The organism is Alkalibacterium sp. AK22 (assembly GCF_000585255.1).
In the GTDB taxonomy this organism is placed as follows: domain Bacteria; phylum Bacillota; class Bacilli; order Lactobacillales; family Carnobacteriaceae_A; genus Alkalibacterium.
Window position 1 is genome coordinate 1 of the sequence record NZ_JANL01000037.1, and the last position, 22,612, is coordinate 22,612.

Below are 22,612 nucleotides of genomic sequence, written 5' to 3' on the forward strand. Positions count from 1 at the left end.
CAACACGATTTATTATAGAACCACTATTTCTATTTGTTCTATGCTCATAGCTGACTTTTCTACCGTATTAATGTGTCAGTTATTAAGTGTTTCTAGATAATCCAGGGCTTCGCTTATGTGAGTCACACCTACGATAGTCATATTTGTGTCGATGTCCCGTGCTGTCTGAAGGGCAGTCTCGTAATTTGAGAGAAAATCGGGTATCACCTCAAGAATATCAGAATCGACCGGATCATCTGGCACGAAAAATATATCTGCTCCTTCTCGATCCGCAGCAATGATTTTTTTATCAATTCCACCGATGCGACCCACTTCACCCGCTTCATTTATTGTTCCAGATCCTGCTATGACATTACCGTTTAAGGACAATTCATTAATCTGTGCATACACTTCCAGAGCAAACATCAGTCCGGCAGATGGTCCTCCTATATTCCCAGAACTAATGGTGACTTCCGGTTGAGTATCCACTTGAGTCCGAGTCACTAGACTGATACCGATGCCTGGCTGTCCTGTGCTCTCAAGCCAGATCAGTTCCCCATCAACTTCGACGACTTCTCCGTCTCTTTCAACCAAAAGGGTGACGGTTTCTCCAACCTCACTGGAACCGACAATCTGTATAAATTCTTCAGTATTGTTGAAAGACTGATCATTGATTCCGACAATGCTGTCACCCAGTAGTAAATCATCTCTAAATAGAGACTCCTGCGTCACATTCATGACGTATACACCTAAATAGTCAATTGAATAGGCACGTTCTGCCGCGGAAAAAGCCGCTACTTTAGCCATATCGATGGAGTTGGACATAAAATGCTGCTGAAGTGTACGGAAATCATCATATTCGTCAAATTCTCCCAGTATCTGATTTTCACTATAACCGGTATGATAAGGTAAAAACTGAAAAAATGAAGTAAAAGGCGTCGCCCGAAACATTTCGACGGTGGTCAGCATAAACTGTCCGTCTATATCTGCACGCTCACCGTCTACTTGGACTAAAGGGTTGATATCCAAAGCGCTCCCCGGTCGCTCAATAAAATAAGGGAGGGGAAGAAAAAAGAAAAGGTACAGGAGCAAGCCCGCTGTAATCCACCTGACAATCTTTTTATTTTTCACTGTTAATCAGACCGCCTTTGCTTCACACGGTGAGTCAGAGCTTCGGCAATATTGGCTGGAACCAGCTGGGATATGTCCCCCCCATAGTGTGCGATTTCCTTTACCATAGTTGAAGAAATAGACCGATGATTTTTGTCAGCAACAAGGAAAACCGTTTCGACACGGTTATTTTGTACTTTATTCAATGTTGCTATATCGATTTCATATTCCATATCCTTAATAGACCGGATACCACGAATCATCACATCAGCCTCAAGCTCTTCAGCCAATCTGATAGTCAGTCCATCATGGGCAATCACCTTGATGCCTTTTAATCCGGCATTCTTTACAGCTTGACTGATCAAATTCACTCTCTCATCAACACTGAACCAATACGCCTTAGCTGTACTGGCACTAACAACAACCGTAGTTTCATTATATAGGCGGGAAGCCCGCTCTATTATGTTCAAGTGTCCGGATGTTGCGGGGTCAAAACTCCCTACATACATTGCCTTAGTCATGTTTCAATCCACCCGTTCAATAATTGTTATTTTTGAAGTGCCATATACTTTTTCCTTGCTTACAGAAAGCTTAGGATTCAGTTGACTAATACTGACATGCCTGTCTGTTTCACAAACAACTGTGGCCGTCTCTGCTAGCAGGTTTAGCTCAACAAGTCTGCTTATCACTTTTTTTAACTCCTGTTGAGCATATGGGGGATCCAGCAGGACAAGATCAAATCTTTCGCCTGTGTCTGAAAGGTCCTCAAGGGCCTGGATATCTCTTTTTTTCCAGACTGTAAACTTATCTGTTTCTCTAGTCATTTCAACATTTTCCTTGATGACAGCAACAGCAGCCGGATGACTGTCCACTAAATAAGCCTGGGTCATCCCGCGGGAAACTGCCTCAATTCCCAGTGAACCACTCCCGGAATACAAGTCCAGGACCTTCCCGCCATCAAAATAAGGCCCGATTATATGGAATAAAGATTCCTTTATCTTGTCTGTAGTTGGTCGCGTATTTTGCCCCTTGAGGGCCTTTAATCTGCGACCGCCATATTCACCTGATATTACTCGCATCCTGTTCAGTCCTTTGCCCCTGAATTATCGTTTTAAAATATATGTTCCATTTTTGTTTCAGAGCTATTCATTGCTTCGACCTGTTCAAGAACCCCATCAAATGTTTTGGGTAATTCACACTGATAACTGTTCTCCACTTTACGTACAAAGTGAAGTTTACCCAACACTTCAGTCAGGCTTTCTCTATCCTGACGGTCCACATAAACAATAGCGTAATTCATATTCCGTGAAACATAATGAACTAGACCATATTTTTTTAGTTTATTGACATATTTTGTTGTGTACAGCCAGACAACCAGTCCGACTCTTTCACTCTGAACAATTTCCATATTTTTATCCACCCGTTGTCGTTTTTCTCATTATATCAAAAAAACCCTCTGAATAAGAGGGTTTTTAATGAAATAATCAGTATTTGGGCTAAGCTTCGGAGGCCTCAGAGTAGACATCACTTAAATGCTTTTCAAGTGTACTCAGCATTATATGGCCTTCTTCTTCTTCGACCATACCCATTGCAACAGCAAATTCTACCTTCTTCGAGAAGCCGAACATTTGTGTATCAATGACCTCTTCGAATGCCGGACAGGATACGCACAAATGCTTCTGATTTTCGATAAGTGATGAGATTTTTCTAGCATCTTCATTCAAAACATCTTTAGCTAACGCAGTCTGCAGCTGGTCCATAGGCATTCCCTTTCTCATATCGTCCGTGTTTCCTTACTTTAGTATAGCATACACGGACAGAAGATGAAATACAATACACTGCTCATTTTAGTATTATCTTTAGTGGCTCGCTTTCTTGGCCGCTTTTTCTCTTTCGTTCTTGTTCAAGATTTTCTTTCTCAAACGAATCGATTCAGGTGTCACTTCACAGAATTCATCGTCTGCCAGGAATTCCAGTGATTCCTCAAGCGTCATGATACGCGGACGCTTAATGACGTTTGTCTGATCCTTGTTTGCTGAACGGATATTGGTTTTTTGTTTTTCCTTTGTCAGGTTGACTGCTAAGTCGTTATCGCGGTTATGCTGGCCCACAATCATCCCTTCATAAATTTCAGTACCCGGCTCTACAAAAATGACCCCTCGGTCTTCCAGGTTCATTATTCCATAAGTGGTAGCTGTTCCGTTTTCCATGGAAACCAGTGCACCCTGTCTACGTTCACCAGTCTTACCTTCAAGCATCGGTAGATACTGATCAAAAGTATGGTTAAGAATACCATATCCTCGAGTCATAGAAAGGAACTCATTGGTAAAGCCAATTAGACCACGTGCCGGAGCAAGGAAAATCAGACGGACTTGTCCGTTACCCGTGTGCACCATGTCCTGCATTTCAGCTTTACGCTGACCCAGGTTTTCAATAACAGATCCCATGTACTCTTCAGGGGTATCGATTTGTACTCGTTCAAAAGGCTCAAATTTCTGACCGTCGATTTCTTTGATGATTACAACAGGCCTAGACACTTGCAGTTCGTAACCTTCCCGTCTCATGTTCTCAATCAGGATAGAAAGGTGAAGTTCTCCACGACCAGATACAATCCACTGGTCAGGAGATTCTGTCTGCTCGACCTTGAGGGATACATCGGTCTGCAACTGAAGCATCAGGCGTTCTTCAATTTTGCTTGAAGTTACCCACTTACCTTCTCTACCAGCAAACGGTGAATTGTTGACCAGGAAAGTCATCTGAAGCGTTGGCTCATCGATGTGCAAGATCGGCAGAGGTTCGATGTGATCGGCCGGTGTAACTGTCTCTCCAACAAAGATATCCTCAAAACCGGAAACGGCAATCAATTCACCCGCCTTGGCAGACTGAATTTCAACGCGCTCCAGACCGAAGAAACCGAAGAGTTTGGTGACTCGGAAGTTTTTAGTCGTCCCGTCCAACTTGCTCAGTGTAACGTTGTCTCCCACTTTTATTGACCCGCGGAATACACGTCCAATACCGATTCGTCCGACATAATCATTGTAGTCCAGCAACGAAACCTGGAACTGAAGCGGCTCATCACTATTGTCAACCGGAGCAGGTACTTCTTTCAAAATGCTCTCAAAAACAGGATCCATAGATTTTTCCTGATCTTCAAGTTCAGCTGAATAGCTGCTGGTTCCATTAATTGCAGATGCATAAATGACCGGGAATTCGAGCTGGTCTTCATCTGCATCCAGTTCGATCAGCAAGTCCAGTACTTCGTCGACAACCTCTGACGGTCGGGCCGTTGGTTTGTCGATTTTATTGACAACAACCAGCGGACGCAGTTTCATTTCAAGAGCCTTTTTCAAAACAAAACGTGTCTGCGGCATAGTCCCTTCATAGGCATCTACAACAAGGATGACGCCGTCTACCATTTTCATGATACGCTCAACTTCTCCACCAAAATCCGCGTGGCCAGGTGTATCCAAAATATTGATTCGGTGATCTTTATAGTTTACAGCTGTATTTTTAGCAAGAATCGTAATTCCACGCTCTTTTTCGATATCGTTTGAGTCCATGGCACGCTCACTCAGTTCACTGTGTCCATCCAGTGTATCTGACTGTTTAAGCATTTCATCAACCAATGTGGTTTTACCATGGTCAACGTGGGCAATGATTGCAATATTTCTGATGTCTTCTCTTTTATTCATAAATGTCCTCCAAGTTCCTTTTGTGCCCGATGAGCACAATACTTCACTTAATAATTTTCAATTCTTTTCATACGGTCTCACAAAAAAAACACTTACCCTTAGAGAGTTAACTCAAGAATAAATGTTTCACAGATATCCTGTATTGTTGCAGTCAATATTATATCAATAAACAGCTCAGGAATACAACGTTTTTTTATGCATCCAGCATATTTACAATCTCTTTGTGAGCATTATTTGTCGCAAAGATGATGCTGTTGTCCTTAAGCAAATCAATCTCTTCACCATCAAACTGCGAAGCTGTCATACCCATTTCAGACATGAAGAGCAAACCGGGCGCTACATCCCAAGGCTTCAAATTAGATGCAATATAAGCGATGACATTCCCCTTGAGCACTTCAACAGTCTCCAACCCGGCTGATCCCCGCATGCGCACCCCCATGCAGGTTCGCCCAATTTCTCTGATGACCGGTTTTTTTTCATTACCCATAAGGGCCGAGCTGGATGCAATCATTCCCTCATTAAGCTTAAGATTTTCGGGGTGCTGCACTTGTTGCCCATTACAACAAACGCCCTCACCTTTAATTGAGGAGTACAATTTATTTTGAGTGATATCATAGACATACCCGCATTCAGGTATTCCATCTGTATATACAGCTATCATCACTGCAAAGTTTTCCTGCTGCTTGACAAAGTTAAGTGTCCCATCAATCGGGTCGATGAACCAGACGGTTCCCTCTAAACTGTCAACCTGATCACCGAATCCTTCTTCTCCAACAATTTTGTCAGAAGGAAAATGGCTTCTAATTTTCCCAACCAGCTTTTCTTCAATTGTCTTATCCATACGGGTTACCAGATCGTTGTCTGCTGTTTTCTGACTTACTTCAAGATCCTCGTTTTTCTGCTCGATAATGTAAGTCTTAATTTCTTCCAGCCATTCCTTGATCAAAAGATCTTTCTGTTTCAGGTCAGTCATAGCCCATCCTCTTTTCAGCTTTGTAATTACTCCAAGTGTATATAAATTTTAGCAAAATTGCAAAAGGCTGATGCTGTTAACTATGTACAGAGAGAAAGGCCCTTAGTACTGTACGTAACTAAAGGCCTTTCTGACTGTATGATTATATTACATGTGGATTGGCAGACCTAAAGCCGCTTCTGCAGCATCCATGACAACTTCACTCAGTGAAGGGTGTCCATGAATAGTCAGAGAAATGTCCTCAGCATTCATGCCGCTCTCAACTGCAAGACCAATCTCAGCAATTACGTCAGAAGCGCTAATACCGGCTACCTGACCGCCAACGATTACATGGTCTTCTTTAGTAGTGATTAGACGGACAAAACCTTCTGTTGCATTGAGAGACAGCGCCCGGCCGTTACCACCTAGTGGGAATTTAGTGACTTTGACGTCCATTCCCTGCTCTTTCGCTTCACTTTCAGTTAGACCGACTGTTGCAATTTCAGGGTCCGTAAAGGCTACGGCTGGCAACGCACGGTAGTCCACTGCTACTTTCTTGCCTGAAATAGCTTCAGCAGCGATTTTCGCTTCATAGCTAGCCTTGTGAGCCAAAGCAGGTCCAGGTACAACGTCTCCGATACCCCAGATACTTGAAACGTTAGTACGTCCCTGGTTATCAACTGTCATTAATCCGCGTTCGCCTACTTCAACTCCAGCCTGTTCTAGGCCTAGTTCGTCTGTGTTTGGACGACGGCCAACGGTGACCAGTACATAATCAACATCCAGAGATTTTTCTTCTCCGCCCGCTTCATACTTGACAGTTACGCCATTGTCAGAAGCAACTGCTTCTTTTGCCATTGCATCTGTAACAATTTCTACACCACGGGATTTGAAGTTCTTCTCGACCAATTTGACCATATCTTTGTCAAAACCGTTCAAGATTGAAGGCAGACCTTCAAGAATTGTGATTTCAGTACCCAAGTTAGCATATACACCAGCCAGCTCGGATCCAATATACCCTCCACCGACAATCGCCATTTTTTTAGGGATTTCTGTCAGGTTCAAAGCTCCTGTAGAGTCCAAGACACGGTCGCTGAACTTGAAGCCGGGAATTTCAACCGGACGGCTGCCGGTTGCAACAATTGCGTTGTTAAATGAATAGGTCTGTGCCTTATCTTCACCCATTACGCGCAGTGTATTTTCATCCACGAAGAAAGCTTCTCCGTCCAGAATTTCGACCTTGTTTTTCTTAAGCAGTCCTTCGACTCCTTTAGTCAGTTTAGACACCACTTGATTATTTTTCCAATCCTGTGTTTTTGCAAAATCGATGGTTACGTTCTCAGAAGAAACACCGAAAGAACTTGAGTCCAGCGAATCCTGATATTTGTGACCTGCAGCAATCAACGCTTTAGATGGAATACATCCAACGTTAAGGCAGACACCACCAATGTGTTCTTTCTCGACGATAGCCACTTTCTGGCCCATTTGAGCGGCACGGATAGCGGCAACGTATCCTCCTGGTCCAGCTCCAATTACAACTGTATCCAGTTCAATTGCGAAATCTCCTACTACCATTTACGATTCACCTTATCCTTCCATCAATAATAATTCAGGATCTGCAAGCAGACGTTTCAGTTCGTTCATAGCTTTCTGACCTGTCGCTCCATCGATCACACGGTGGTCAAACACAAGAGACAGAGCCAACATTGGTGCTGCAACAACTTCCCCTTCGTCATTGACAATCGCTTTTTTAGCAATGCGTCCGACTCCCAGGATAGCCACTTCAGGATGGTTAATGATTGGTGTAAACCAGCCGCCACCAACAGAACCGATATTGGAAATAGAGATAGAGCCGTCTGCCATATCACTAGACTTCAGTTTACCTTCGTGCGCTTTTGCTCCCAGTTCAGAAATCTCCGAAGCAATGTCAAACATAGATTTTTTATCTGCATCTGATACAACCGGTACATAAAGCCCTTGATCAGTGTCAGCAGCAATACCAATGTTAAAGTAGTTTTTGTAAACCACTTCATCTGTAGTATCATCGATAGATGAATTTAGTGCTGGGAATTTCTTCATCACTGAAATGATTGCCTTGACGATATACGGCAGGAATGTCAGTTTGACGTCCTGTTCAGCAGCAATGGTCTTGAATTTAGTACGGTGTGCCATTAACTTAGACACATCTACTTCGTCAAACAGTGATACAGACGGAATCGTCAGCGTGCTGTTAACCATAGCTTTAGAGATAGCTTTACGGGTCGTGGACATTTTTTCTCTAGTTTCTTCGTCTGGACGGCCAGATTTAAATGGCTTGGCATCAGAAGATACACGCTGAATATGCTTGCTTTCAGTTTCATATGATGTATCTTGTTCTTTAGCATCCTGCTCTTGAGTGTCTGCTGCTGAAGCTTCAGCACCGCCACCTTGCAAGAAGTTGTCAATATCATCACGTGTAGTGCGTCCGGCTTTCCCAGTCGCTTCAACAAGACTAATGTCGACATCTTTTTCACGAGCATACTGTCTTACTGAAGGCATAGCGAGTACACGCTTGTCCGGATTAGATGTCTTGACAACATCTCCGGTAGCTGCACTTTCGGAGCCGGCTGGATCAGACTCTTCAGTACCAGCTGATGCTTCTTCAGCTTCAGAAGCTTCTTCTGTTTCAGAATCCGCATCAGATTCGTCATCGCTTTCAGCATCTCCCTCAGCATCAATTTCAACGATAGGGTCGCCAACAGACGCTACTGTACCTGGTTCAACCAGAAATTTCTTGATTTTTCCGTCTACTGGAGAAGCCAGTTCCTCAACTGATTTATCGTTTTGGATTTCTGCAATCGAATCGCCTTCTTCAACGGTGTCTCCTTCTGAAACTAACCAGCTGACGATTTCGCCTTCAGCCATACCTTCCCCAACATCAGGGAGCTTAAATGTAAAAGCCATTAATTTTCTTCCCTTCTTTAATGAGTTCAATTTTAGACCATTACTCAATAAGGAACAGTCTTTCTATTCTCCAATATCGAGTTAAAAAGAGTGTCCCTTTTGAGTTTGCTTATCAAATTAGATTAAAATTCAACTGTTTCCTTAATGGAATCAGTAATATCCTTGGCATTAGGTAGCCACGTGTTTTCAGCCTGTCCGAATGGGTAAACAGTATCCGGAGCAGTAACGAAACCAATAGGTGCTTCCAGAGAAAGGATTGCACGCTGAGAGACTTCTGAAATCACTGTGTTTCCGACTCCTGCCATACGCTGAGCTTCTTGAACCATAACCATGCGGCCAGTTTTTTCAACAGACTTGACAACTGTTTCGTAGTCGATTGGAGAAACCGTGCGCAAATCAAGCACTTCGACAGAAACATTGTCTTTTTCCAGCTGTTCAGCCGCTTTAAGTGCTTCACGGACCATGTAACCATAAGCTACAACAGTCACGTCAGATCCTTCTTTAGCTACCGCTGCTTTTCCAAGAGGGACAGTGTACTGCTCTTCCGGCACTTCGTCACGGAAAGAACGGTAAAGTTTCATGTGTTCAAGGAAGACAACCGGATCTTCATCCCGAATAGCAGAAGTCAGTAGACCTTTTGCATCATAAGGGTTTGAAGGAATGACTACTTTAAGTCCAGGAGACTGGGCCATCAATCCTTCTAGGCTATCTGCATGCATTTCAGGAGTGTGTACTCCTCCACCAAAAGGTGAGCGGACTACGGCTGGAAGGTTGAGTTTTCCACCCATACGGTAGCTTGTACGCGCCATCTGACCGACGATAGAGTCCATGACTTCGAATACGAATCCGAAGAACTGGATTTCCATAACTGGACGGAAACCTTGTACAGCTAAACCAAAGGCCATTCCTCCGATACCGGACTCAGCAAGTGGAGTATCACTGACGCGATCTTCACCATATTTATCGAAAAGTCCCTGAGTAGCACGGAAAACTCCGCCGTTTTTACCCACGTCTTCTCCGAAAATCAGGACTTTTTCATCACGAGCCATTTCCTGATCTAAGGCTTCAGTAATTGCTTGAATCATTGTAAGATTCGCCATGATTATTTACTCTCCTTTGCTTCGTATTTCTCAATCTGCTCAGTGATATTTTGACCGGGCTCTTGATACATGTTTTTCAGGAAGTCTGAAATTTTCATTTTTGGAGCCTGATCTGCTTCTTTAGCAGCCTGTTTGATTTCTTCTTTCGTTTGTTCGATCAGTTCCTCTTCCTGTTCTTTAGTCCATAGACCTTTATCTTCAAGGAATTTACGGAAACGAATCAGTGGATCTCTTTGCTCCCAGTAGTCAAATGACTCCTGTTCGCGGTAGCGTGTCGGATCATCACCAGACGTAGAGTGAGGACCGAAACGGGAAGTGATGGTTTCAATTAGTACTGGACCATTACCAGCAACTGCCCAGTCACGAGCCTGCTTGGTAACCGCGTATACTGCAAGTGGGTCCATACCGTCTACTTGAATTCCCGGAATTCCTGCAGCAGCTGCTTTCTGTGCAAGCGTCATCGCTGCAGACTGTTTTTCACGTGGTGTTGAAATAGCATATCCGTTGTTTTGGATGAAGAAGATAACAGGTGCTTTGTAACGTCCGGCAAAGTTCATTCCTTCGTACACGTCACCCTGTGAAGAACCCCCGTCACCTGTGTAAGTGAACGTGACTTCATCTTCTTTACCAGCCATTTTTTGACCGACAGCATTACCCATTGCTTGGATGAACTGCGCTCCGATAATGATTTGTGGCGGAATTGCATGTAGATCTTCCGGATAGTTGTTTCCTTCGACATGACCACGAGACCATAGGAAAGCTTGAGATACAGGAAGACCGTGCTGAATCAGTTGAGGAACATCACGATATCCCGGGTAGAACCAATCCTGCTTTTTAAAAGCAAAATGACTGGCCAACTGAGAAGCTTCTTGCCCCATTGTTGGTGCGTAAAATCCTAGTCGTCCCTGACGGGCAAGTGCCATTGAGCGGTCGTGCAGAACACGAGACCACACCATTCTTTTCATTAATTCTACTAATTCATCATCAGACAGATCAGGCATAATATCTTTATTCACGATACTACCGTCTTTGTCTAAAATTTGAACCATCGGAAACGAAGCCTCGATTGAACTTAACAGCGCTTCGTAATCAACTGGTTGCTTTGCCATAGATTACCCATTCCTCTCTGTGTTTAAGATATATATAACAGCGCTTATGCCCTGTTATATTTTTATCCATTCCTTTATTAATTTATCATGATTCGCGGTCCAATGCAAGCGATATCCCCCGCCCTCATCGATCAAAAGCATTGGTATGACAACATTTACCGCTTATTGTGATTAAAAGAACATACAGGCTGTTATACTATTATTCCTCCTTTTTTATATGCGCAGACTTAATTCAAATAGTACAGGCAAAATATCTGTTATATAAAAGAACCTGAGACTTGCCTTTTGTATTACTTCCTAGCGAGCATCAGCTTTTAAAGTGAATTGTTTCACTTTCTTTTATGAGAATACTTTTATCTTGTTTCGGTCCCGTGCTGTCTTTGTTTTTAGTGATGCAGACGGGTGGAAAAACTGTTAAAATAAAAAGCGTAAACACTAAGGAGGAAACACGATATGATCACTATGGATGATGTTATTAGAGAAGGGCATCCAACTCTGAGGCTGACTGCCGAAGAAATCACTTTTCCACTGGACTCGTCTGTCAGCAAGCTCGCTGAGGATATGCTTCAATTTTTAATAGACAGTCAGAATCCTGAAACAGCTGAAAAATACGGACTGCGGGCGGGTGTCGGAATAGCTGCTCCCCAGGTTGATGTATCAAAACGCCTGATTGCTGTTCATGTCCCTTCACAGAACGAAGAAACGAGCGAAGCCGAATTGAGTTCCGTGATGTTTAACCCAAAAATCATGAGTCACTCTGTTCAGCAGACTTGTCTTCCTGACGGCGAAGGCTGCTTGTCCGTGGACCGAGAAGTGTCTGGTTACGTCCCTCGCCACAAGCGGATTACTGTACAGTATCAGGATGCTGAAGGGATTCGCCACAAAATTCGACTGAAGGATTTTCCGGCAATTGTCGTTCAGCATGAGATTGATCATCTGAACGGCGTGATGTTTTACGACCGGATCAATCCCAATAATCCACTGGCTTTACCGGACGATATTGATGTTTTAGGAACAACTGAGGCCTGATTTGCAGATAAAAAACACGTCATCTGAGGATGACGTGTTTTTTATCTGCTTATATTTATCGTTTTTCAACACGGATTTCTTCAGCCGGGTCAATGGGTTCGCGTAATTCTTTTCTTTTCTGCTGTTGGTACTGGATTGCTTCAAGCAGCGGAATCATGATAGCTGCAACAAAGCCGCCAGCAAAACCATTATTATAAAGATTGATTCCACCATGCAGGTAGCCGGTATTACTGACCACACTGAGATGCAAGGCGCCTGCCAGAATCCCAATCAGCGTACCGTAGCGTCCAGCGATGGGAGCAATCGTAGTTCCAAACAGACCGGCTATGACTACAGAAGTCGAGCTCATATCATAATCATTGAGATAACCCATAAGAGTTACTCCAATCAGAATGGGTAGAACGTTTCTTAAGTGTTTACCAAATGCACCGAAACCGACAACGGTCAGTATGCCCCCGATAGCAGGCCCATTGATTTCTCCACCGTGAAAAAGGACATAAAGCGTTGATACAAAGCCCAGTAAAGCCATGTTAATCAACGTGACACTGAAGCCATTTGTTTTCAGGTAATCTGTAGACAATTGTCCAGAATGCTTCATCAGTTCCCCGTAGCCGTTCAAAGTCCAGGAATTGAGGAAAAGTCCTCCAAGCAGCATGAGTGAAAATAAAGTTAGAAAAATAACGGTGAAAGCCTGGTTGTTACCACTGGAAATCATGGAGACCGGTTCGATGTCTCTGCCAGTACTTCTCAGAAGTGAAGTAAAAATCGTACCGACTACTCCACTTGTAAAACCCACATTATATACACTGAACCCTTTTGTGAAACCGACAAAATGAGCCGCCAGCGGAGGGAGTATAAAGCCTGCTGCAAACCCAAACAGATAGCCGTAGAAAATACCTGTTGGCATGGGCAGACCAATATTGAATGTCACCTCACTGACGAGTGGGCCTAGTGCCGTACCAAAAAGAGCGGCCAGCAGTGATTTTTCTGCCGGAACTTCGGTCACCTTGGCATAGGCAAAAGCTCCCAAAACGATCGGCATGGAGTTATATAAATTTTTTCCAAAAAATGAAAAAGCAGCCACTGTAAAAACAGCGGCAATAATCGGGCCATTGACTTTGGCACGTGTCAACCGGATGATACCGATCGCATGAGCTGTCAACAGAGCTGAATTGAATAAGGTCGCCCCAACATTGGACAAAGCAAAATAATCAGTAGTCAGATTAGCCGGTGATGTCAGAATCGTGATCTGACCTGCGATAATTTCTTGAGGAGTATTAAACACAAATGCCAGAGAAGCAAAAAACAGAGCAAAACTCAACAGAAAGCCATACTTCACATTTTGTGAAATAACGTCGTACTGTGAAATATGCAACTGGTTTTCAGATATCACATAAGTTCCTCTTTCCTTATATTTTCGTTTCAGCTTAATTTACGACAAAAAAAATGGAGATAGTCGGGCTCGAACCGACGACCTCTTCGCTGCCAGCGAAGCGCTCTCCCAACTGAGCTATACCCCCTAACGCACTTCTATATTATTACGCATGAATGCAAAATTGTCCAGGCAAAAATATATTTTTTTTTATATAGGCGTTCTTTTTTCACAAGTCTGTCACACATAAGCCTTCTCAGATTGCTTTCAATTCTTTTAAAGCTAAATAGATGCCATGCTCGGTATTTTTTGCTGTGACCATATCTGCTGCTGCCTTCACTTCGGCCTCTGCATTTCCCATAGCTATGCCGAGGCCTGCATGCCCGATCATTTCTAGGTCGTTAAGTCCATCGCCAAAGGCAACAACCTGGTCGATTTTGTAATTTAAATACTTTGCAAGGCGTTCGATTGTATGAAATTTTGATCCGTTTACAGGCAACACATCGACCCCATATTCATGCCACCTGACAAAACGGTAATTTTGAAACAGATTTTCTTCATAGATATAAGCTTCTTCCTCTTTGTAAAAAAGAAGGCATTGGACAAGTTCCTGAAAATGGTGGTACTCTCTGTCATGAACAGGGACCGGGAATCCAACATCTTTCATCCCAGTAGATAGCCTGTGCCCAGCTACTGCATCCCTTCGTCTCAGTTCATCCACCGTTTCATAGACCATTTGATGCCCATTGCTGTCGGAAAGCTCAATCAGCTTTTTTAATTCATTTTTATTCAGGGGATTGCTGTAGACTTGTTTGTGCTGACTGTATGCTGCTGCGCCATTACAAACGATGTAATGATCAACAGAAAGGGCTTGAATCACTTCTTTGGCCATGGTCCGATTTCTACCAGTTGCTATCGCCACCTCGTGTGTTGCTGACAGCCGGTCAAGAGCTTCTTTTGTACTTTCAGGCAATTGCTTATCTTCATCCAGCAGTGTGCCATCGATATCAAACACAAATAGTTTTTTCTCAGTCAAATTGATCCTTCCCTTCATTCTTTTCTTAAACTATAAACAAAAAACATTGCTTTCTCAATGCCTACAAGCGTTTTCTCTCCCCTTTTAGCATGCTTCCTTTCCTATACTTATCTAGGGCAGTGTGGTAGAATAGTTTAAACAATGGCTTTTATGTCCATTGCTCTGGTCTGATTGACACCCATACTTACTATCATATTTATATATAGAATTTGAAATACAACATTATAAGGAGATTACAGATGAAACCTAATATCAAGAACAACGAAACAGCCGTATTTGCGCTCGGTGGATTGAATGAAATAGGAAAGAATACGTACGCCGTCCAGTTCCAGGACGAAATCATCATGATTGACGCAGGCATCAAGTTTCCGGAAGACGATCTGCTGGGTATAGACTACGTTATCCCTGACTACTCCTACATTATCGAAAACAAAGATAAGATTAAGGGTCTGTTTATTACTCATGGTCACGAAGATCACGTCGGAGGCATTCCCTTTCTACTGAAGCAGCTCAACATTCCAATTTATGCCGGCAAACTGGCTCTCGCTCTAATCAAGAACAAACTGAACGAGCACAACCTGCTTCGTTCAACCACCTTGAATGAAATCAATGAGGACTCTGTCATTAAATTCCGCAAGACAACGGTTACTTTTTTCAGAACAACACACAGTGTTCCTGAATCATTCGGAATCGTCGTCAAAACGCCTAACGGCAGTATTGTTCAAACAGGAGACTTTAAATTTGATTTTACTCCTGTTGGTGAACCAGCTGACCTTCATAAAATGGCTAAAATCGGTGAAGAAGGGGTTTTAGCTCTCCTGTCTGACAGTACAAATGCTGAAGTGCCACACTTTACTAAGTCGGAGCAAGTCGTTGGCGAATCCATTACGAGTCTTTTGAAAAAAATCGATGGCCGAATCATTTTTGCCACTTTCGCTTCTAATATATCGCGGATTCAGCAAGTCGTTGAAGCCGCTAACCGTACTGGACGTAAGATTGCAGTTTTTGGACGCAGCATGGTCAACGCACTGGAAACTGGACAGGAACTCGGTTACATTCAGGCTGAAGAGGGGACCTTCATCCACCCTAATGAACTGAAACGTTACAAGGATAACGAAATGGTAATTTTGTGTACCGGCTCTCAAGGTGAACCGATGGCTGCACTTAGCAGAGTTGCTAACGGGACGCACCGCCAGATTTCCATTCAACCTGGGGACTCGGTTGTCTTTTCAAGCAGTCCTATTCCTGGGAATACAGTTAGTGTCAACCGCGTAATTAATCAGCTGCTAGAAGCTGGTGCCAATGTCATTCATGGAAAAATCAACAATATTCACACATCCGGTCATGGAGGTCAAGAGGAACAGAAGCTGATGCTTCAGCTGATGAAGCCAAAGTATTTTGTGCCGATTCACGGTGAACACCGAATGCAGAAAATCCATGCCAAACTTGCTCAGAAAACAGGAGTTCCTGAAGAAAACTGTTTTGTACTCGACAACGGACAGATTGTTGCCTTTACTGAAGAAAGTGCCCGTCGAGCTGGAGATTTTGATGCTAGGGATGTCTATATTGACGGCAGCGGTATTGGAGATATCGGAAATGTTGTCCTGCGGGACCGTAAAATCCTTTCTGATAACGGGCTGGTCGTTGTAGTGGCTACAATCGATGTTAAGAAAAGACTCGTGCTGGCTGGTCCTGATATTATTTCCAGAGGATTCATTTATATGCGAGAATCTGAAGAACTTATACAGAATGCTCAGAAAGTAGCCTTCAGGAGTCTTAAAAAATCATTTGAGCACAAGCAAGTAAATGAATTTAAAATGAGAAACGATCTGATTGAGGACATCAAGCAGTTCCTATACGCTGAAACAGAACGCAGACCTATCATTCTACCTGTTATTTTAACAAACTAAAAAAAGGAAGGCCTCATGAGGCCTTCCTTTTTATGTACTTGTCAGTTTGTATAGTCAACAGCGACCACATATAAACAATCAAACTAATCCTGAACGAGATCGTGACGAAAGGCATATATAGCTACCTGAGTCCGGTCTTCTACTTCCAGTTTAGACAAGATGTTAGAGACGTGGGTCTTGACGGTCTTCAAGGTAATAAATAGTGCATCAGCAATTTCCTGATTAGTATAGCCTTTTGATATTAGCTGAAGCACTTCATTTTCGCGGTTCGTAAGTAAGTCGTGCAGAGCATGCTCATTCACTTTATTTTGCTGTTCTTCCAGAATCGTCGTGACTTCCTCTTCGATAAAGGCATGGCCATTATAAGTAGATCGTACTGCCTCAGCAATCTCTCCTGCCGAGGACGTCTTGAGTATATAACCGCACGCCCCTGCCTGCATTGCCGGATAGACTTTTTCGTCATCAATAAAACTAGTCAAAATAATTATCTTTGCTTCAGGCCACTCTTTCATAATCTGCTCTGTAGCTTCTGTTCCATCCATCACTTCCATCACCAAGTCCATGAGAATTATATCCGGACGCTTTTTTAGAGCCAATTCCACCCCATCCTGACCATTCTCAGCTTCCCCGACAATCTCCATATCTTGTTGTATCGAGAAAAAAGAAGACAGTCCCATCCTTACCATTTGATGGTCATCCACTATCAACATCTTAATCATTTGACTCCTCCTCTAAGTAGAGACGGCACACTAATTTCGATTCGTGTCCCCACTTTTTTCAGTGAAACGACTCTGACATTTCCGCCCAGTCCTTCAATCCGCTCTCTGATGTTCGTCAGTCCATAACTTCCAGCCTTTTTTTCTGCGGCATCAAAGCCTATTCCGTTATCCATTACGCTAAGTTTGATTACTTGTTCATCCTGATTCAAATACAGTTCCAACTCCGTTGCCTGAGCATGACGCAGGACGTTGGACAGCAGCTCCTGAATGATTCTGAAGAAATGATCCTCCATTGCCTGATGCATGTCAACCTGTTCTATCGCATAATGAATAGCTATGGCTGTTTTACTTTCTAGCTCTTTAAGGAGCTGTTCAATCCCCTCTTTAAGAGACTTGCCGTCGAGTTGAATCGGCCTTAAATGCAGCAGTAACGCACGCATTTCCGTTTGTGAAGCATTAACCGTCTGCTCGACGAGCTCGAGCTGATTTTTCACTGCACCAGGATAGGATTCCATTTGCTGGTTAACTGCCGACAGCATCATCGAGGCAGCAAACAGCTGCTGACTAACGGAATCGTGAAGTTCTCTGGCAAGCCGATGCCTCTCCTTTATCAGAATCTCCTCTTTTTCTTCTCCATTCAGCGTCCGGTGCTCCTGAGCATTTTGCAACGCCTGATCAGCCATGAACATCAGTTTTTCATGCAGATAGATAAATTGCTGATCTATTGCTTCACTGATTTGCAAAGGTGTATCGAGGGAATACATGTCCATAAAAATAGACGCCGAATAGTGTCCCTGGCTCATCATACGGAGACCTTCTTCTACTTTTCTGAGTTTCTTTTTTTCAAAGGAACGCATATAATATAAAGTGATAAGCGCCAGCAACCCGGCAAAAGTCAGCAAGTAAATGACGAGGGATATCCCCACAACATTGGCCTGGTACAAAGCATCTATCCACTGATTCTCAGCCAAGGACAATAGAATAAATAAAGTTATAGAGAGCAATATCAGAAAGTAAAGACCAAACAGCTTGATTAGTGTCGATAGACCGTGTTTCATGTATAGACCACCTCGACATCTCCTATTAAGGCGCTGGCAGTTATTTTCAGGCTGCGGCTTTCTGCTCCGTAGCCTTCTGATTGCCAGCGGACTGTTTCGTTTTTTAAATCATAAATGTCCCTGCCAATCGCCAGCTTACCTAATCCCAGGCTGATATTTAAAGACAGCGCGGTTCCCCTTGGCACAATGATTTTTGTGTCCCCTAAACCTTTTCTTATCAGTATGATATTTTCTTTTCTAGGCAGCAAGGTATTGCCAAGGTCAAAATAGCTGTCCCCCATCAATTTAACAAAATTCTGGTCTCTCCACTGAAAAACCGTTTGTCCGGTTGAGTCATCACCAAACCATTTGTTTCTGCTGAAAGAAAGTTCTCCTTTTTGAGGATGCGTCATATCAACAGTCACAAATTCTTTTTCTCTCCAGTATTTCTTGCGTCTGAGTAAGGGATCTCTTATTGAACGGACCATTTTTTTGTCTGTATTGAGCTCTACAATCAAAAAAACAGCCAGCAGCGCCCAGAATGCGCTAGTGAAAATCACTGAAAGTAAAAGAAAAAGCACACTGAGCCAGAACCACTGATTGCGTTTGTCATCCGACGTGTCTCTCCCTCTATATATCAGAAAGCACAGTAAGCCAGACAGCAAAAACAACAGGAGCATGAAACTGTTGACTACCTGATAGCCCAGCCAGACCGTTATTAAAATTAGTGTAGACCTGTACAGGATCTGTTTCATTATCTGCTGCCCCCTTTTCTTCTATGTTTTTAGTATACCCCAAAGCCTAGTTCAGCGCATCAGGATAGAGTAAAAATAGGTCTGAAGACGGAGGCCCCCGTGTGGGGGCCTCCCTATTTGAATTGGCGCTGCACCAAAAAAAGGCCAGGAGAATAGATTCCCGGCCTTTCATATTATAGTTTAAAAGACATTGGTAATTTCGACTTCCATTGATCCGCCTGGTGTGTCGATATGCACTTTGTCACCGATAGATTTCCCTAAAAGAGCCTGCGCAATGGGCGACTCATTGGAAATTTTACCGGAGAATGGATCAGCTTCCGCTTTACCAACGATAGTGTATTCTTCTTCGATACCATCAGGTAGCTCCTTAAAGATCACCGAACGACCAAGAGTCACTTCACCTTCCTTGGAATTAGAACTGTCAATAATTTGAGCATTTTGCAGCATATTTTCAACAGTACTGATACGTCCTTCAATAAAGGCTTGCTCATCTTTTGCCGACTCGTACTCCGAATTCTCAGACAGATCACCGAAACCACGGGCAATCTTGATTCTTTCCACTACTTCCTTACGCTTGACGGATTTCAGTTCGTTAAGTTCCTTTTCAAGCTTTTCTTTACCTTCCAGCGTCATTGGATATACTTTTTCTGTCATCATTACTTTCACCTCATAAATAATTGCATTCAACTTGTTCACTAAATAGAATCGATTGTTAAAATAATATAAGAATAAACTGTCAACTAAATTCTTAATGCACCTAAGATACCATGAACATCAACTGATGTAAAGCGTTTTTACAAATTAGCCCCATTGCTGTTAGATGCTCTCTCTTCAAATATAGTATGGATCTTGGTAGTCATTAAATCAATAGCCACTTGATTCCGTCCTCCCTCAGGGATTATAATATCCGCGTGTTTTTTGGTAGGTTCAATGAATTGTGTGTGCATCGGCTTGACCACACTGAGATACTGATCAATGACATTATCCAGTGTTCTGCCTCTCTCTTCAATGTCCCGCTTGATTCGGCGGATGATTCGAATATCATCGTCTGTGTCCACATATACTTTTATATCCATCAACTGACGCAATCGCGCATCTTCCAGGATTAATATCCCTTCAAGGATGATTACATCCTTAGCTTCCTGATGGATGGTTTCTTCACTTCTCGTATGACGGGTGTAGTCATAAACAGGTTTTTCGATGCCCTTGTAGTGCAGAAGATCATCTAAATGCTCTATCAGCAGGTCGGTATCAAAAGCAAAAGGATGGTCGTAGTTGGTTTTAAGCCTTTCTTCAAAGCTTAAATGATCCTGATTTTTATAATAGGAATCTTGTTCTAGCATCATGATTGATTTACCCGGAAAATAATTGTAGATTGCCTGGCTGACGCTCGTTTTCCCGCTGCCGGATCCTCCTGTCACACCTATTACGATTGGTCTTGTCTGGTTATCCATCTTCTAATTCCTTCCTATTGTTCACTTTATATTTTCTCAATAAAAGCACTGAGTTCATTGGAGAACTCAATGCTTTATGTTTATCTCAAGTATTCATTCTGGTATTCCAGGTGCTGCTCGTAGGTCTCTGAAAAATAGATATTTCTGGTCGAGAGATCTGCCAGGAAAAACATGTAGTTTGTTTCAGCTGGAAAAACACTGGCACGAATCGAATCCGAGTCCGGATTATTTACCGGGCCCGGCCCCAGTCCCCGGTGAGCATAGAGATTATAGGGCGAATCAACTTCCAGGTCGTCATAAGTGATTCGCTCCTGATGCTGCCCCAGCGCATACGTAACGCTAACATCTGTCTGAAGAGGCATGTCAATCGCCAGGCGGTTGTAGAACACACCCGAAATCAGCTCCCTGTCCTCGAAGGTAATCCCTTCTCTCTCAATAAAAGAAGCCATGGTTAAGATTTCATGCACCGTCTGCCCGTTTTCTTCAATGGTGTCATAATGTTCCTGCATGACACTATCCATCTGTGCTAACATCTGTGTAATCAGCTCTTCCAGTGTTGTTTCCTCGAAGAACTCATAAGTTGCCGGATAAAAATATCCTTCCAAGTTGTACAGGGTCTCATCCTGGTATTCTACTGCCCCCGAAAGTAGCTCAGGAAATTCTTCAGCTTTTTCGGCCAAAAAATCTTGGCTTTCCACCAGGTTGAAAAAGTCATCGAGAGAATAGTCCGTCTGCTGATCGATGGTTATCGCAATCTGTTCGATTGTAAAACCTTCAGGAATCGTCAGCCTGCCGGTTGATTCCTCGGTAATCGGTGTCCCACCTTCTTGCAAATACCATACAATTTCTTCAGTAGACATGGAAGGAGAAAACAGGTAGTATCCTGCTTGAAACCCTTCTTCTCCGGTAAAACGAAGGTGATAATTAAATACGAAGGCACTACGTATGATATTATTTTCTTCCAGAATTCTTGCAATGTCGGTCCGGGAAGACCCTATCGGAATTTCTACCGGCACGTCTTCGTTGCTTTCCGGTTCTAGAGGCTCTAAAGAGGTTGTATAGTAATGATAGCCTGACACGACGAGAACGATGATCAGGATTATTAATATGGACACAATGCTCAGTACTATTTTTCTTACAGCCTGAGTCGATTGTCGGTTAGGCATAGGCATTTCATCCTTTATGTGTGAAAGTTATCTTCACCATTATACACAAATTGAGCATATGACGAAAGATTATTTTGTGATTGTCTACATCCTGGACCCGTTTTCAGTTGAATACTAAGGCCGCAAAAAAAAGACGGAAGATTCTTCCGCCCTTTGACTTACTCACTTATTCTGCTTCTTCTGCTTCTTCGTCACTAATGAACGTGTTCAGCACTTCTTCAATCATTTCCCACTCTTCATCAGTCTCGATGGCACTCAAAGTGCCTTCGAGGCCACCATCTGCTTGTGTGTAGGAGAAAGCTGAAAGCTCAACTTCTTCTCCTTCTTCACTACCGGAAGGAAACACAAGCACGTAAGACTTGTCGAAGTCTTCAGAGTCAAAGGTGAAGAGGATCTCATACAGTTCCTCATTACCTTCCTCGTCAATGAGCGTAATGTACTCATGGTCGTGGTCATGTTCATGGTCGTGATTATGGTCATTTGTCATTATTACTGCCTCCTTTAATTGCTCGACTGCCGATCCAAATAATTTTGTAGGATCATCACGGCAGCCAGCTTATCGATCACTTTTTTTCGTTTCTTTCTGGATGTATTGCCCTCTTCGATTAGCATTCTTTCTGCTTGCATCGTCGTCAGGCGCTCATCCTGAAAATAGACCGGCAACGCAAACCGCTCTTTTAGCTTTTCACCATAATAAAGCGACCGTTCTGCCCGTTCACCAATGGATCCATCCATGTTTTTAGGCAGTCCGACAACAATCGATTCGACTCCATATTCGCTGATCAGCTCGCTGAGGCGTTCAAGCCCCAGCTCCTTTTTCTCTTCGTTTATCCGGACCGTTTCAATGCCCTGAGCTGTCCAGCCAAAGAGATCACTGACAGCTACACCGACTGTTCTGGATCCAACATCGAGCCCCATGACTCGCATTCAGCTCTCACTCTTCAAATAATGTGTGACCAGCTCTTCGAGAATCTCGTCCCGTTCATGTCTCTTGATCAGATTGCGGGCATCGTGATGACGGGGGATATAGGCCGGATCTCCAGACAATAGATAGCCTACAATCTGATTGATCGGATTATATCCTTTCTCCTCGAGTGCCTTGTAAACAATCTTTAGCGTTTCCTGAACACTGTGTTCGTCCATGTTTTCCACATTGAATCGAACGGTATGGTCATTTGAAGTCATAATTCAGTTCCCTCCATACTTTTCCGAACAAAACTTAAGTCCTAACAACTCAGTTTATGCATGA

The 22,612-nt window shown here is 43.2% G+C and carries 24 protein-coding genes and 1 tRNA gene; 2 read left to right on the top strand and 23 right to left on the bottom strand.

Going from position 1 to position 22,612, the window contains the following annotated elements; genetic code table 11:
* Positions 1-75: 75 nt before the first annotated feature.
* The 11 genes from ADIAL_RS07945 to pdhA form a co-directional block, all read right to left on the bottom strand.
* Entirely contained in the window at positions 76-1,110 is a 1,035-nt protein-coding gene (locus ADIAL_RS07945; RefSeq protein WP_034302299.1) for a SepM family pheromone-processing serine protease, read from the bottom strand.
* Between the two features lie 2 nt (positions 1,111-1,112).
* Positions 1,113-1,610 carry a pantetheine-phosphate adenylyltransferase gene (gene coaD / locus ADIAL_RS07950; protein WP_034302302.1) on the bottom strand — a complete coding sequence of 166 codons (498 nt, stop codon included), beginning with the start codon at positions 1,608-1,610 and terminating at the stop codon, positions 1,113-1,115.
* Between the two features lie 3 nt (positions 1,611-1,613).
* Entirely contained in the window at positions 1,614-2,177 is a 564-nt protein-coding gene (gene rsmD, locus ADIAL_RS07955) for a 16S rRNA (guanine(966)-N(2))-methyltransferase RsmD (RefSeq protein ID WP_331279802.1), read from the bottom strand.
* 23 nt (positions 2,178-2,200) lie between these two features.
* Positions 2,201-2,497, bottom strand: coding sequence for a YlbG family protein (locus ADIAL_RS07960; protein ID WP_034302307.1), 297 nt, complete (start codon positions 2,495-2,497; stop codon positions 2,201-2,203).
* An 88-nt stretch (positions 2,498-2,585) separates the two neighbouring features.
* The gene (locus ADIAL_RS07965; protein WP_034302589.1) at positions 2,586-2,849 is read right to left on the bottom strand and encodes a DUF1507 family protein; all 264 of its coding nucleotides are present in this window, start codon (positions 2,847-2,849) and stop codon (positions 2,586-2,588) included.
* Positions 2,850-2,948: 99 nt separating this feature from the next.
* Positions 2,949-4,781, bottom strand: coding sequence for a translational GTPase TypA (gene typA, locus ADIAL_RS07970; RefSeq protein WP_034302309.1), 1,833 nt, complete (start codon positions 4,779-4,781; stop codon positions 2,949-2,951).
* Between the two features lie 193 nt (positions 4,782-4,974).
* Positions 4,975-5,754, bottom strand: a complete 780-nt coding sequence (locus ADIAL_RS07975; RefSeq protein ID WP_034302313.1) for an inositol monophosphatase family protein — start codon at positions 5,752-5,754, stop codon at positions 4,975-4,977.
* A gap of 147 nt (positions 5,755-5,901) precedes the next feature.
* Positions 5,902-7,308 (bottom strand): dihydrolipoyl dehydrogenase, encoded by a 1,407-nt coding sequence (gene lpdA / locus ADIAL_RS07980; protein ID WP_034302316.1) that lies wholly within the window; start codon positions 7,306-7,308, stop codon positions 5,902-5,904.
* A 12-nt stretch (positions 7,309-7,320) separates the two neighbouring features.
* Positions 7,321-8,676 carry a dihydrolipoamide acetyltransferase family protein gene (locus tag ADIAL_RS07985; protein WP_034302317.1) on the bottom strand — a complete coding sequence of 452 codons (1,356 nt, stop codon included), beginning with the start codon at positions 8,674-8,676 and terminating at the stop codon, positions 7,321-7,323.
* Between the two features lie 122 nt (positions 8,677-8,798).
* Complete coding sequence (locus ADIAL_RS07990) at positions 8,799-9,776, bottom strand: alpha-ketoacid dehydrogenase subunit beta (RefSeq protein WP_034302319.1); 978 nt, start codon at positions 9,774-9,776, stop codon at positions 8,799-8,801.
* A 2-nt stretch (positions 9,777-9,778) separates the two neighbouring features.
* A complete protein-coding gene (gene pdhA / locus ADIAL_RS07995; protein ID WP_034302321.1) occupies positions 9,779-10,885 on the bottom strand; it encodes a pyruvate dehydrogenase (acetyl-transferring) E1 component subunit alpha in 1,107 nt (368 codons plus the stop codon).
* 453 nt (positions 10,886-11,338) lie between these two features.
* On the opposite strand from pdhA, the gene def reads away from it, so the two are divergent.
* Positions 11,339-11,914, top strand: coding sequence for a peptide deformylase (gene def / locus ADIAL_RS08000; protein WP_034302323.1), 576 nt, complete (start codon positions 11,339-11,341; stop codon positions 11,912-11,914).
* A gap of 55 nt (positions 11,915-11,969) precedes the next feature.
* Here def and ADIAL_RS08005 read toward each other — a convergent pair whose 3' ends face one another.
* The 3 genes from ADIAL_RS08005 to ADIAL_RS08015 all read right to left on the bottom strand — a co-directional run bounded on the left by ADIAL_RS08005 (position 11,970) and on the right by ADIAL_RS08015 (position 14,322).
* Positions 11,970-13,307 carry a DUF1576 domain-containing protein gene (locus ADIAL_RS08005; RefSeq protein ID WP_051503822.1) on the bottom strand — a complete coding sequence of 446 codons (1,338 nt, stop codon included), beginning with the start codon at positions 13,305-13,307 and terminating at the stop codon, positions 11,970-11,972.
* A gap of 54 nt (positions 13,308-13,361) precedes the next feature.
* Positions 13,362-13,434: transfer RNA gene (locus ADIAL_RS08010), tRNA-Ala, on the bottom strand.
* Positions 13,435-13,542: 108 nt separating this feature from the next.
* Positions 13,543-14,322, bottom strand: a complete 780-nt coding sequence (locus ADIAL_RS08015) for a Cof-type HAD-IIB family hydrolase (protein ID WP_269317784.1) — start codon at positions 14,320-14,322, stop codon at positions 13,543-13,545.
* Between the two features lie 239 nt (positions 14,323-14,561).
* Between ADIAL_RS08015 and rnjA the strand changes: the two genes are divergently transcribed.
* On the top strand, positions 14,562-16,232 hold the full coding sequence (gene rnjA / locus ADIAL_RS08020) for a ribonuclease J1 (protein ID WP_034302328.1): 1,671 nt from the start codon (positions 14,562-14,564) through the stop codon (positions 16,230-16,232).
* Between the two features lie 83 nt (positions 16,233-16,315).
* Here rnjA and ADIAL_RS08025 read toward each other — a convergent pair whose 3' ends face one another.
* From ADIAL_RS08025 to ADIAL_RS08065, 9 genes are all read right to left on the bottom strand, one after another.
* Positions 16,316-16,951, bottom strand: coding sequence for a response regulator transcription factor (locus ADIAL_RS08025; RefSeq protein ID WP_034302330.1), 636 nt, complete (start codon positions 16,949-16,951; stop codon positions 16,316-16,318).
* Positions 16,948-18,009 (bottom strand): sensor histidine kinase, encoded by a 1,062-nt coding sequence (locus tag ADIAL_RS08030; protein ID WP_034302332.1) that lies wholly within the window; start codon positions 18,007-18,009, stop codon positions 16,948-16,950. The genes ADIAL_RS08025 and ADIAL_RS08030 overlap by 4 nt, the downstream gene beginning before the upstream one ends.
* Positions 18,006-18,743 carry a cell wall-active antibiotics response protein LiaF gene (gene liaF / locus ADIAL_RS08035; RefSeq protein ID WP_034302335.1) on the bottom strand — a complete coding sequence of 246 codons (738 nt, stop codon included), beginning with the start codon at positions 18,741-18,743 and terminating at the stop codon, positions 18,006-18,008. Before liaF ends, ADIAL_RS08030 begins: the two co-directional genes overlap by 4 nt.
* 180 nt (positions 18,744-18,923) lie before the next feature.
* The gene (greA, locus tag ADIAL_RS08040) at positions 18,924-19,397 is read right to left on the bottom strand and encodes a transcription elongation factor GreA (protein ID WP_034302594.1); all 474 of its coding nucleotides are present in this window, start codon (positions 19,395-19,397) and stop codon (positions 18,924-18,926) included.
* 140 nt (positions 19,398-19,537) lie between these two features.
* Positions 19,538-20,197, bottom strand: coding sequence for a uridine kinase (gene udk, locus ADIAL_RS08045; RefSeq protein WP_034302338.1), 660 nt, complete (start codon positions 20,195-20,197; stop codon positions 19,538-19,540).
* Positions 20,198-20,277: 80 nt separating this feature from the next.
* Positions 20,278-21,363, bottom strand: a complete 1,086-nt coding sequence (gene mltG / locus ADIAL_RS08050) for an endolytic transglycosylase MltG (protein WP_034302341.1) — start codon at positions 21,361-21,363, stop codon at positions 20,278-20,280.
* A gap of 166 nt (positions 21,364-21,529) precedes the next feature.
* Positions 21,530-21,850: a DUF1292 domain-containing protein gene (locus ADIAL_RS08055; RefSeq protein ID WP_034302343.1), complete on the bottom strand. Its 321-nt coding sequence runs from the start codon at positions 21,848-21,850 to the stop codon at positions 21,530-21,532.
* 14 nt (positions 21,851-21,864) lie between these two features.
* Positions 21,865-22,290 (bottom strand): Holliday junction resolvase RuvX, encoded by a 426-nt coding sequence (gene ruvX / locus ADIAL_RS08060; protein WP_034302345.1) that lies wholly within the window; start codon positions 22,288-22,290, stop codon positions 21,865-21,867.
* Positions 22,291-22,548 carry an IreB family regulatory phosphoprotein gene (locus ADIAL_RS08065; protein WP_034302348.1) on the bottom strand — a complete coding sequence of 86 codons (258 nt, stop codon included), beginning with the start codon at positions 22,546-22,548 and terminating at the stop codon, positions 22,291-22,293.
* Positions 22,549-22,612: the final 64 nt, after the last annotated feature.

Excerpts from the sequence above, each read along its gene's own strand:
- coaD (WP_034302302.1), bottom strand. The coding sequence starts at position 1,610 with ATGACTAAGGCAATGTATGTAGGGAGTTTTGACCCCGCAACATCCGGA.
- ADIAL_RS07960 (WP_034302307.1), bottom strand. The coding sequence starts at position 2,497 with ATGGAAATTGTTCAGAGTGAAAGAGTCGGACTGGTTGTCTGGCTGTAC.
- ADIAL_RS07965 (WP_034302589.1), bottom strand. The coding sequence starts at position 2,849 with ATGGACCAGCTGCAGACTGCGTTAGCTAAAGATGTTTTGAATGAAGAT.
- typA (WP_034302309.1), bottom strand. The coding sequence starts at position 4,781 with ATGAATAAAAGAGAAGACATCAGAAATATTGCAATCATTGCCCACGTT.
- ADIAL_RS07975 (WP_034302313.1), bottom strand. The coding sequence starts at position 5,754 with ATGACTGACCTGAAACAGAAAGATCTTTTGATCAAGGAATGGCTGGAA.
- lpdA (WP_034302316.1), bottom strand. The coding sequence starts at position 7,308 with ATGGTAGTAGGAGATTTCGCAATTGAACTGGATACAGTTGTAATTGGA.
- ADIAL_RS07985 (WP_034302317.1), bottom strand. The coding sequence starts at position 8,676 with ATGGCTTTTACATTTAAGCTCCCTGATGTTGGGGAAGGTATGGCTGAA.
- ADIAL_RS07990 (WP_034302319.1), bottom strand. The coding sequence starts at position 9,776 with ATGGCGAATCTTACAATGATTCAAGCAATTACTGAAGCCTTAGATCAG.
- pdhA (WP_034302321.1), bottom strand. The coding sequence starts at position 10,885 with ATGGCAAAGCAACCAGTTGATTACGAAGCGCTGTTAAGTTCAATCGAG.
- def (WP_034302323.1), top strand. The coding sequence starts at position 11,339 with ATGATCACTATGGATGATGTTATTAGAGAAGGGCATCCAACTCTGAGG.
- rnjA (WP_034302328.1), top strand. The coding sequence starts at position 14,562 with ATGAAACCTAATATCAAGAACAACGAAACAGCCGTATTTGCGCTCGGT.
- ADIAL_RS08025 (WP_034302330.1), bottom strand. The coding sequence starts at position 16,951 with ATGATTAAGATGTTGATAGTGGATGACCATCAAATGGTAAGGATGGGA.
- ADIAL_RS08030 (WP_034302332.1), bottom strand. The coding sequence starts at position 18,009 with ATGAAACACGGTCTATCGACACTAATCAAGCTGTTTGGTCTTTACTTT.
- liaF (WP_034302335.1), bottom strand. The coding sequence starts at position 18,743 with ATGAAACAGATCCTGTACAGGTCTACACTAATTTTAATAACGGTCTGG.
- greA (WP_034302594.1), bottom strand. The coding sequence starts at position 19,397 with ATGACAGAAAAAGTATATCCAATGACGCTGGAAGGTAAAGAAAAGCTT.
- udk (WP_034302338.1), bottom strand. The coding sequence starts at position 20,197 with ATGGATAACCAGACAAGACCAATCGTAATAGGTGTGACAGGAGGATCC.
- mltG (WP_034302341.1), bottom strand. The coding sequence starts at position 21,363 with ATGCCTAACCGACAATCGACTCAGGCTGTAAGAAAAATAGTACTGAGC.
- ADIAL_RS08055 (WP_034302343.1), bottom strand. The coding sequence starts at position 21,850 with ATGACAAATGACCATAATCACGACCATGAACATGACCACGACCATGAG.
- ruvX (WP_034302345.1), bottom strand. The coding sequence starts at position 22,290 with ATGCGAGTCATGGGGCTCGATGTTGGATCCAGAACAGTCGGTGTAGCT.
- ADIAL_RS08065 (WP_034302348.1), bottom strand. The coding sequence starts at position 22,548 with ATGACTTCAAATGACCATACCGTTCGATTCAATGTGGAAAACATGGAC.